This window comes from Bacillus pseudomycoides DSM 12442 (assembly GCF_000161455.1).
Classification (GTDB): Bacteria; Bacillota; Bacilli; order Bacillales; family Bacillaceae_G; genus Bacillus_A; species Bacillus_A pseudomycoides.
In genome coordinates this window covers 5,434,242-5,444,806 of record NZ_CM000745.1, presented here as the reverse complement: position 1 = coordinate 5,444,806, position 10,565 = coordinate 5,434,242, and the positions used below count along the sequence as shown (strand labels likewise).

Here is a 10,565-nt window from a genome sequence, read left to right as displayed (position 1 = left end):
CATTACTTGTTTTTGTTTCAGCGAAGGAAATAGAAGAATAATTAATAGTGCATAAGCCAATTGATAAACATGCTAGTAATTTTATTCCCTTAGTATTTTTCTTGATTTTCAAAAAAATCAACTCCTTCCTTTTTTTCGTATTAAGGTATGATAATTATTTATAAATAATTGCTAAATAGTGAACTTACATAAATGCTTTTAAAAGTTCTTGAACGAATGGAAGTGCTCCACCTACAAATTTTAAAATTGTCATTGCGATTGTCATATTATTTCCTCCTCTTTTGTTGTTTCTAAGATGTGATTTATCTTTATGCTTTCATTATAGTAAGCGCTTACATTTTTATCAATACATTCTTATATGCAATATTGCATACCTGAGTAAGGTCAATGAAATATCACATTTTCGCATTAAGACATGTATTGGGAATTAATTGTTCCCTAAAACAAAAAAATGAACTGAATTCTCATAGACAACTATGGTGAGGTGAAATTTTTGTTTTGCGGTACTCCCAAAAGTATAAATGCTAGTTTTAAAATCATCTTATAATTACCTCTGTCTATTATATTTTTTCTATGTATGTATTTCTTATACCTTTATTATTACATTGAAATAATAGCGTATTTTTTCATTTTAGGGGGTATTTTGTTTTGTTAGCTTGATGGCGATGGGGCGGCACCCCAATATGCTTGGATTAAAATCATTGCAAACAGCTAAAAAAGTGATTGCTGGAATAGAAGTTATGCATATGATCAAAAAAGGACAAACTCCCCAAGGTGAGAAGTCTGTCCAAAAATAGATATATCTTATCCATGATCTCTTTGGTTTAACAACTTAAAATTCAATTCCGCTAGGATCTTTCGTTCTTTTTTCATATCCCACTATTTTTGCACCAGAACCAACAATAGTGAATTAGAATAATGACTTAATACTTGCTAGGACAGTAAGTATACCTATAATAATGACAAATACATTGCTCATTTTCCCTCTGTATTTAGCTAGTACTGGTACTTTACGGATCGCATACATTGGTAATAGACATAAGATAGCAGCAACTAACGGACCGCTAAGGGCATCAATGATTCCAAGAATACTTGGATTTGCATAAGCGACATACCAGCATGTTAATACGACAAAAGTAAGGATCATTGTCTTAACTGTTTTTTCTCCTATATCTTTTCCGCGTGTTTTACTGGACTTGATAATCATGTCACGCATTACCTCATATGCTCCTATATAATGGCCAAGGAAGGACTTTGTTATAGCCATAAAAGCAATGATAGGAGCTGCAATAGTGATTATAGGCGAATTAAGCTCATTAGCAAGATATGATAGGATTGACAAGTTCTCTTTTTTTGCCATTATAAGATCATTTGGAGTCAAACTCAAGGTACTGCTCCAAACAAAGAACATAACAACAACGAATGTCATGATATAACAAACTTTTTGTATTTGAGCACATTTGGCATCAGTAGCTTCTATTCCATAGGTAGCTCTCTGTTTCATAACAAATGACGAAATCATAGGAGAATGATTAAACGAGAATACTATGATTGGTAGTATCATCAATATCGTTCCAAAATATCCTGTTCCTGTTGAAGCAGTAGAAACACTTGAAAAACTAAGCATTGACGTATTCCACTTTGGAATCAAAGATATTGCGATAAAAAGTAGAGAAGCTATGAAAGGGTATACTAGCATACTCATTATCTTTACAGTGATATCTTGACCAAAATTTAGTATAGCTATAAGACCGAGTACTAATACAAGTGATAAAATGGCCCTTGGAGGCTCCTGCATGTGCAATTGATGCACGATAAAACTACTTGCAGTATTTGTAAGTGCAACCGAATACATCAGCACGATAGTATAAATTGAGACGAAATATACTATGTTAAAAATTATACTTGCCTTATTTCCGAAATACTCTCTTATTGTACCTGTAATCCCCTCATCAGCAGAATTGGAAGCGTATATCATTTTAGCAAGCGCCCTATGTGAGTAATACATAACAGGATATGCAAGTATGGTAATTAACAGTAATGATAATAAACCACCTGAACCTGCATTAATAGGTAAAAAGAGTACTCCTGCTCCAATTGCTGTTCCAAAAAGGCTCAATGCCCAGGTAGTATCCTGTTTATGCCACTTTTTAGGGTCTGGATATTTCTCATTTTTTACTGCAGTATTTTCAGCTTGAAATTCTATTGTTTTTGCAGTATTCCCATTCATATAATAATTCCTCCTTGTATCCTATTCTTACGTCTCTTTTTAAAGCTTAGGAATATAGACCATTCTTGAAAAGCGAATTGCTTACAAGATGCTCCACATCGTGTGTCCTTCTTCTAAGTTGATCAAAATCGAAAAATTCGCTAGTCATCAACCCGATGAATTTGTTAGCGTTTACAAAGCATTTTAATTATATAGTAGTATATTTTAATTGTATAGTAGTATATTTCAATGACAATGGCTCTTAATATACAGACATCCTTAGGAGAACAATAGAGAACAGAATTGTTAACTATTTCACAATATTTCAAATAACCGTTTATTTATTTAATTGTTTCTCTCCAAAAATTTTACTTTTAATGGAAATACCTGTAGGTGTGGCCGCAATTCCGCCTAAACCTGTCTCTCTTAATTCGCGAGGCATCTGTCTTCCAACTCTATACATCGCTTCAATAACTTCGTCAGCATTGATGATATTGTTTACGCCGGCTAATGCGATGTCCGCTGCTGCTAAAGCATTTGCCGTTCCAATGGCGTTTCTCTTTACACAAGGAATTTCTACCAAACCAGCGACCGGATCACAAACTAAACCGAGTAAATTTTGTAATGCGGTTGAGAAAGCTTCAGAAGATTGCTGTGGCGTTCCTCCAGCAGCTTCTACCGCTGCAGCCGCCGCCATTGCTGAGGCACTGCCTACTTCAGCTTGACATCCTCCGTACGCTCCGGAAATACAAGCGTTATTTGCGACTATCATTCCAAATAAAGATGAAGTGAATAGAAAATGGACCATATCTTCATGACCTAACTGAAACGTATCTTTAATACTAAATAGGACTCCCGGGATTGTCCCACTCGCACCTGCTGTTGGAGTCGCACAAATAGCCCCTAATGAAGCATTTACTTCATTAACACCGATAGCACTTTGAATCCCTAACACCATCAAATCTCCAGAAAGAGTTTTTCCGTTTTCTCGATATTTTTTTATTTTAACAGCATCGCCTCCGGTTAAACCAGTCGGAGAAAATACCCCGTCGCCCTCGATACTTTTATTTATGGCATTTTCCATAGTCGCTAAATTTTTTTCCATTTTACTCCAAACTTCTTCATAAGAAGTTTTAGTTTGTTCGATTTCCTGTTCGATTGCTAATTCATAAATTGGCTTTTGCCTTTTATTAGCTGCATCCACAATTTCTTTTATGGTCATATACATATTTTTTCACCCCTTAATGTAACTAAAGAATAATGATATTAGCTAGACCGCTTAAACTTCCCAATTCCTTCTGAGCATCACCAGGCAATAGCGAATCCAAAGCGAATGCATATAAATATTTTCCGCTTTCTTCTAAACTATGAAAGTCGTTAATTTCCACATCATATTGTTTAAAGATCCTGCGTAAGACAAATTCAAAGTCAGCTCTTTCGGAAATCGCAATAATAACTGGCAATGGGCCCTGAAGATCTAAGCTAAATCCGTCAATTTCAACATGTTTGACTTCAATTAATCCGCCGCCGACCGAAATACCCACCGTTCTAATACTTCGATTTTCATCTTCTAAATATACATCTGCCGTATTTGGATGACCAGCAGGACTATCACCTGCTTTTTCAATAAAGGTAATGTCCATGCCTTTAGATTCTGCTATTTTAATAGCATCTGGCACTTTGCTGTCATCGGTAGCAAATCCTAATATTCCAGCAATAATTGCAAAATCAGTTCCGTGTCCTTTATGGGTTTCAGCAAATGATTCATAATACCTTACCACGACTTTTTTTGGAAGACCTTGAAATAATTTATTAGCAACTGCTCCAATAGCTAAAGCACCTGCAGTATGTGAGCTTGAAGGACCTATCATGACCGGCCCAATCACATCAAAACAACTTTTGTATTTAACAACCTTTTTTTCTTTAATAGATGCTACATTCATGTTCATATAAGCACCCCCATAATTTATTATTTTTAATTGCAGTTGAATCTAAGTTATTAGAATGACCAATTCAAAATAAGATCTGGCTGATAACGCTTCCATTTTCATGTTGAATAAATTTCCCTTCTGATCACACACCTTTCTTAGAGTAATCGTATCAGTATGTCCAATTTTAGAAGATTACTTGCAAGGTCTTTAGAATTTTGCACCAGAATCAGGTTTGATATTTTCTCCAGAGGTAATAGATTATCTCTCGACGCCCTCATTATAACTTGTATATTTATGAGTTTAATATTTTTTTATTTTTAGAAAGATTGAATAAACAGAATTTTGAATGGGTAATAAATTACACTTGGCATGTAGCAATTGTGTCCATTGTTTGAAGCTGTATTAGTTAGTAAAAAAATAAAAATAACACAGAGTTCCTTTGATTAACACATTGATTATATTGGGAACTCATTATAAAGATACTTATATTTTCCTTTGTTGAAACATCTTATTTTAAACGTGAAAGCTGTTGTAATAAATGATTAGTGTAGATGGAAAGGAATAAATTAAGGAAATATAAAATCCTTTCGGGTATTTATTATTAATTTTGCATTTATATACATTTCTCAGAAAAAAGGAACTTCTTTTCAAGGTGCCGCCACATGCCCATCAACTTAAGAAATCCAACTACCCCCAAGTGTAAAAAATGTTATTCTTTCTAAATGTAGTACTTTGAGAAAAAACGATAAATCCTTTACAAAGAATATTCCCTACTTTCTAAACCAAGAGTAGGGAATTATGGCGTTTTAATAGACTTAGGAAGATAAATACGGTTCTGACTACAGATAAGGCTCCTTCCTTAATTTGCGCATTTAAAAAATTACAGAGAATAGACTTTTACAAAAATACCTTTCATCGTACAACAAAATATCTCAGTAACCTCATTGAGTAAGATCATCGATACGTGAAGCGCCGTTTCGCTCGTTCCTTAGGATTTCAAAGTCTTCGTCATGCCTCACGTACGATAAAAGGGATAGAAACGCTTCATGCCATATACAAACAAAGACGAAGTCTTCAATCAGACTCCGTCTTTTCGACGTATAACGAATTACAGAATTTATTATCGGTTTCATAAAATTTGACCACAATCTTCCCATGTCTCTATGTGTAAAAAAACTTTGCAACAGACCCGTATTTTCTATTATTTATATGTTATGCAAAAGTTACGGGTGGGGGGATTTATCAAGCCGCAACTATTAGGTATAATTCTAAGTAAATTGCATATAATGTTATTGAAATCTAGGGAAAGTTGCATAAAAAAGACATCTTCAACTGGGGAAAATGTCTTTTTTGCTGTTCCTTATTAGGCCTCGCCATATCATTTCGAGAATTTCGCACATTTGGACACAATTTAATCCTCTGTTTTTACATCAATATGCTTATTACGCATTATAAAGTAAATTGGAAGGCCTAAAGCCGTTAGTCCTATTCCACATAAGGCTAGTAATGTTTGTGTAAATAACGTATTAAAGACTATAAATAAGCCACCTAATAAAGCTATCGTCGGTACAATCGGGTATAAGGGTACCCTGTAAGGACGTGCAAGTTCTGGCTCTCTTTTACGTAAAATGAATAAAGCTAAAAATGTCATTGTATAGAATATCCATATAACAAATACTAACATATCTGTTAACGTATTAAACCCTCCTATAAGCATCATGATTATTGAAACCAACAAGACAAATATTCCAGAATTATAAGGAACTCTGCTCTTATTAGATAATGTAGCAAACCATTTACTAAAAGGTAGTTTATTTTCTAATGCCATAGCATAAGGAATTCTCATACCTGTCATAATATATCCATTAATTGTACCAAATACAGATATTAAAATACCTATACTAACTAGTTTTCCACCCATTGTACCAAAAAGAATTTTTGCAACCTCAGATGCAGGTGTATCAGTTCCTGCAAGTGCTGTTGCAGACATAACCATTAGGAATGCAATATTAATTAATAAATAAACGACCGTAACAATTGATAATCCTAGTATTATTGCTTTAGGTAGATCTTTTTGGGGATTTTTCATTTCGCCAGCTATATTCCCTACGTGTATCCATCCATCATAGGCAAACATGGTTGCAAGTAAGCCAGAACCTAGAGCAGATATAAAAGATTTATCTGGTCCTGCCTCAATTGGGTACAATTGAAAAGTTACATCACCTTTGTGTAGCAAACCAAAAATAATAATAAGAGCTAAAGGAAGTAATTTACCTATAGTGGAAGCGGTTTGGATCCCTCCAGCAGCTTTAGCACCTAAAAAGTTCATAAGAGTTACAAAGGTTGCGGTTATAACAGCAATTCCTACAATCATCATTTTATTTTCATTAGCATTTAATCCAAACAGGTTAACAGTTTGGGTTCCGAAAATAATAGCAAGTGCTGCAATATTTGCTGGAAAGTAAATGACGGTTTGAGCCCAACCTAGTAAAAATGCTGTTAAATTTCCGTAAGTACGTTTTAAATAAGCCATCATACCACCTGTTTCTGGAATAGCAGCCGATAATTCAGCCCCTGTTAATCCTGCACAAACAGTTAATATTCCGCCAATAACCCATGCGAGCAACCCTAAACTGGCTGTACCAGTGATACCATATAATGCAGTTGGTTTAAAAAAAACACCAGCCCCTATTACGGTACCAATAACTGTAGTCAAAGCAGCAAAGAAACCAATTTCTTTTTTTAGTTGTTGTTGTGACATAACAATCACTCCTGTTTTATAAAAATAAACAAAATCTCTAATGAATCGCAGCACTTGGTGTTCTCATATTTAGATATTATCCCTAGTTTTTCACATAATATTTTTAAGCTTAAACTTGAATATCTAATTAAATATATATTTGCCTAGAATTAGGAATAGAAAATGAGTACTAATGACCAAACATATTTGTGAAATGATTCACAAATATGTTTGGTCATGCTTCTAGTAGAGAAGTCTTCCTAACACAATTAATACTCAACGCACAGATTTTTAATTTGTATTACATAATGATAAGTTGCTTTAAATTCAGAAGAGATGTTATTCGTGACAAAGTCTAGCACAGACTAAAATGCTATACAATAATAATTTTCAAGATAGAATTTTATTACCGAGCAAATAAATACATTTTGTGAATGATTTCACAAATTGATTGACTTAGGGTTTTGAATCTTGCTATCTTGTAGGGGCAAAACAGCGAGATAAATGAAAAATAGCATGTATACACATAATAAGTTTGGTGTACTTGTCATTTTTTATTTAAATTGTTAGATATATTAATTTTAAAAGGAAGTGTGAGTATGAAAATCGGAGTAGTAAAAGAAATAAAAAAAGGTGAATCTCGTGTGGGAATGACTCCCGAAAATGCTCAAAAGTTAGTTGCAGAGGGACATCAAGTTTTGGTACAAAAAGATGCTGGATTAGGATCTGGTTATACTAATGATGAATATACAAATGCAGGTGCAAGCATAGTAACTCAAAAAGAAGCTTGGGACGTCGATATGGTAGTAAAAGTGAAAGAACCACTATCTGCAGAATATCACTACTTTAAAAAAGATCTCATTGTATGGGGATTTTTACATCTAGCAGCTTCTAAAGAGTGTGTTGAAGCAATGAGACAAGCAGGAACTACTGCAATTGCTGGAGAGACAATTAGTGAAGATGGTGTTTTGACTCTGTTAAAGCCCATGAGTGCGATTGCTGGCCGCCGTGCAGTCTTTATGGGAGCTTATTATCTAGAAAAACAACATCAAGGAGAAGGGATTTTATTATCAGGAATTGAGGGTATCCCTGCTGGAAATGTTGTCATTTTAGGTGGAGGAAATGCATCTATTAATGCATGTGATATGGCAATTGGAATTGGTTGCCATGTGACTATTCTAGAATTAAACAAAACCCAAATTGCTTATTTAAAAGAAAGATATGTGAATGATTCTGTAGAGGTTATTGAATCCAATACTGAAAACTTAGAAAAGCATATAAAAGAGGCAGACTTATTTATTTCAACTATCTTAATACCAGGAGCGAAACCACCGAAAATTGTAAAAGAATATATGGTTCAATCAATGAAACCTGGCAGTGTTATTGTTGATATTGCAATTGACCAAGGTGGAACAGTTGAAACAGTTGATCACTATACAACACATGATAACCCTATATTTATTAAGCATGATGTAATCCATTATGCTGTACCAAATATGCCTGGTGCCACCCCACGTACTTCGACCATGGCTTTAGCAAATGGAAATATTGAATATTTATTATTAATTGCTAAAGAGGGATTAGAAAATGCAATAAATACTAAACCGGCTTTAGCATCTGGTATAAACATTTATAAAGGTTTTATTACCTATGAGAATTTAGGAAAGACGTTAGAGTTAGATTATAAACCACTGAAAGAAGTGTTACTATGATTAACAAAAATTTACCACTTAACATTGGTGATATAAAAAAAGCTCAACAAATTCTTTCTGGAAATGCACGTAAGACCCCCCTTGTTAAATCATTTTATTTGACGAGTAAAACGGGTGGAGAAATTCATTTGAAGTTAGAAAATATGCAATTAACTGGATCATTTAAGTTTCGTGGTGCATTTAATAAAATTTCAAATTTAACAGATGAAGAAAAAGCACATGGTGTGATTGCTTGTTCAGCTGGGAATCATGCACAAGGTGTTGCATTATCTTCTCATTTACTTGGAATCAAAAGTAAAATTGTTATGCCAATTTCTGCACCACAAGCCAAAGTTGATGCTACCAGAGGATATGGTTCTGAAGTTATTTTACATGGGGATACCTTTGATGATGCTAAGGCTAAATGTGAAGAGATTATACAGGAAACAGGAGAAACATATTTACATCCATACGATGATGTAGAGGTAATGGCTGGCCAAGGAACAATTGGTTTAGATATTCTTGATGATATGTGGGATGTTGATACTGTAATTGTGCCTATTGGTGGTGGAGGTATTATTTCAGGAATTGCAGTTGCACTTAAATCATTTAATCCATCAATTAATATTATTGGTGTTCAAGCTGATAATGTCCATGGAATGAAAGCTTCTTATGATGTTGGAAAAATTGTATCCCATTATGAAGCACCAACAATAGCTGATGGATGTGCTGTTAAAATACCGGGAGACTTAACCTTTGAAATTGTTAAAGAATTAGTGGATGATATTGTAACGGTATCAGAAGAGGAATTAGAAGTAGCCATGAAAGACTTACTACAACGTGGAAAAGCTGTTGTAGAAGGAGCTGGAGCATTAGCTACAGCTGCTCTTCTTGCAGGAAAAGTTGATCAATATACAAAAGGTAAAAAAGTAGTAGCGGTTATTTCAGGTGGAAATGTGGACTTAAAACGCATTTCCAGTGTATGTGAGCATTTCTTTGTTGCGAATGAAGTAAAATAACTCTTTGAATATCTTATAAAATAAATTAATTTTACCAAAGAAGAGCTAGGAGAAGACATCTTAGCTCTTCTTTGGTAAAAGGGGACATATATCGTGGCCAACCTGTTTAAAAAGAAATCTGTTATGCAATTGTTAGAAGAAAGTAAAAGTAAAACTTTGTCAAAAAATTTAGGGGCATTTGACTTAACAATGCTAGGAATTGGCGCAATAATTGGTACAGGCGTTCTTGTATTAACTGGATTAGTAGCAGCAAGAGATGCTGGTCCAGCAGTTATTTTTTCATTTATGATTGCCGCAATTGTTTGCGGATTTGCAGCATTATGTTATGCAGAAGTTGCTTCTACACTTCCTGTTTCAGGTAGTGTGTACACATACTCTTATGCTACAATTGGGGAGTTTGTAGCCCATTTAATGGGATGGACCTTACTATCGGTATACGTTGTAACAACAGCAGCAGTAGCTGGTGGATGGACAGGTTATTTCCATAACTTGATAAGTGGATTTGGATTAGAAATTCCAAAAGAACTGTTAACGATTCCATCACAAGGTGGTATCGTTAACTTACCAGCAGTAGTCATTACGTTAGTACTAACATGGCTATTATCACGTGGTACGAAAGAAAGTAAACGTGTGAATAACGCAATGGTATTAATCAAAATTGCTATTGTTATCTTATTCATTGCGGTTGGTGTATTCTACGTAAAACCAGAAAACTGGGTACCATTTGCACCGTATGGTTTAAGTGGAGTCTTTGCCGGAGGAGCAGCAGTATTCTTTGCTTTCTTAGGTTTCGATGCATTAGCAACTTCAGCAGAAGAAGTGAAAAATCCACAACGTGACCTTCCAATTGGTATCATTGCTTCGTTAGTTATTTGTACAATCATTTATGTTGTGGTTTGTCTTGTTATGACTGGTATGGTTTCTTATAAAGAGTTAGATGTACCAGAAGCAATGGCTTATGTATTAGAAGTTGTA

The 10,565-nt window shown here is 34.4% G+C and carries 7 protein-coding genes and 2 pseudogenes; 5 read left to right on the top strand and 4 right to left on the bottom strand.

The genetic code is table 11. The features are described from left to right. Positions 1 to 680: 680 nt before the first annotated feature. Positions 681 to 797 (top strand): annotated as a pseudogene (locus tag BPMYX0001_RS32495) (IS6 family transposase); the annotation flags it as partial. Between the two features lie 113 nt (positions 798 to 910). Here the strand turns inward: BPMYX0001_RS32495 and BPMYX0001_RS27560 are convergent. From BPMYX0001_RS27560 to sdaAB, 3 genes are all read right to left on the bottom strand, one after another. Then, entirely contained in the window at positions 911 to 2,230 is a 1,320-nt protein-coding gene (locus BPMYX0001_RS27560) for an amino acid permease (protein WP_003203867.1), read from the bottom strand. Between the two features lie 316 nt (positions 2,231 to 2,546). Then, positions 2,547 to 3,437 (bottom strand): L-serine ammonia-lyase, iron-sulfur-dependent, subunit alpha, encoded by an 891-nt coding sequence (sdaAA, locus tag BPMYX0001_RS27555; RefSeq protein ID WP_033799491.1) that lies wholly within the window; start codon positions 3,435 to 3,437, stop codon positions 2,547 to 2,549. 22 nt (positions 3,438 to 3,459) lie between these two features. Beyond that, positions 3,460 to 4,158, bottom strand: coding sequence for an L-serine ammonia-lyase, iron-sulfur-dependent subunit beta (gene sdaAB / locus BPMYX0001_RS27550; RefSeq protein WP_006097457.1), 699 nt, complete (start codon positions 4,156 to 4,158; stop codon positions 3,460 to 3,462). Between the two features lie 811 nt (positions 4,159 to 4,969). Here sdaAB and BPMYX0001_RS34365 point away from each other — a divergent pair. After that, positions 4,970 to 5,275: pseudogene (locus BPMYX0001_RS34365) on the top strand (DDE-type integrase/transposase/recombinase); the annotation flags it as partial. A 276-nt stretch (positions 5,276 to 5,551) separates the two neighbouring features. Here BPMYX0001_RS34365 and BPMYX0001_RS27545 read toward each other — a convergent pair. Then, positions 5,552 to 6,901 (bottom strand): APC family permease, encoded by a 1,350-nt coding sequence (locus BPMYX0001_RS27545; protein ID WP_033799490.1) that lies wholly within the window; start codon positions 6,899 to 6,901, stop codon positions 5,552 to 5,554. A 578-nt stretch (positions 6,902 to 7,479) separates the two neighbouring features. Between BPMYX0001_RS27545 and ald the strand changes: the two genes are divergently transcribed. The 3 genes from ald to BPMYX0001_RS27530 all read left to right on the top strand — a co-directional run. After that, positions 7,480 to 8,592 (top strand): alanine dehydrogenase, encoded by a 1,113-nt coding sequence (ald, locus tag BPMYX0001_RS27540; RefSeq protein WP_018767859.1) that lies wholly within the window; start codon positions 7,480 to 7,482, stop codon positions 8,590 to 8,592. After that, positions 8,589 to 9,590: a bifunctional threonine ammonia-lyase/L-serine ammonia-lyase TdcB gene (tdcB, locus tag BPMYX0001_RS27535; protein WP_018767858.1), complete on the top strand. Its 1,002-nt coding sequence runs from the start codon at positions 8,589 to 8,591 to the stop codon at positions 9,588 to 9,590. Before ald ends, tdcB begins: the two co-directional genes overlap by 4 nt. 93 nt (positions 9,591 to 9,683) lie before the next feature. Further along, a partial coding sequence (locus tag BPMYX0001_RS27530; RefSeq protein WP_033799489.1) for an amino acid permease occupies positions 9,684 to 10,565 on the top strand: 882 nt, incomplete at its 3' end.

Excerpts from the sequence above, each read along its gene's own strand:
- BPMYX0001_RS27560 (WP_003203867.1), bottom strand. The coding sequence starts at position 2,230 with ATGAATGGGAATACTGCAAAAACAATAGAATTTCAAGCTGAAAATACT.
- sdaAA (WP_033799491.1), bottom strand. The coding sequence starts at position 3,437 with ATGTATATGACCATAAAAGAAATTGTGGATGCAGCTAATAAAAGGCAA.
- sdaAB (WP_006097457.1), bottom strand. The coding sequence starts at position 4,158 with ATGAACATGAATGTAGCATCTATTAAAGAAAAAAAGGTTGTTAAATAC.
- BPMYX0001_RS27545 (WP_033799490.1), bottom strand. The coding sequence starts at position 6,901 with ATGTCACAACAACAACTAAAAAAAGAAATTGGTTTCTTTGCTGCTTTG.
- ald (WP_018767859.1), top strand. The coding sequence starts at position 7,480 with ATGAAAATCGGAGTAGTAAAAGAAATAAAAAAAGGTGAATCTCGTGTG.
- tdcB (WP_018767858.1), top strand. The coding sequence starts at position 8,589 with ATGATTAACAAAAATTTACCACTTAACATTGGTGATATAAAAAAAGCT.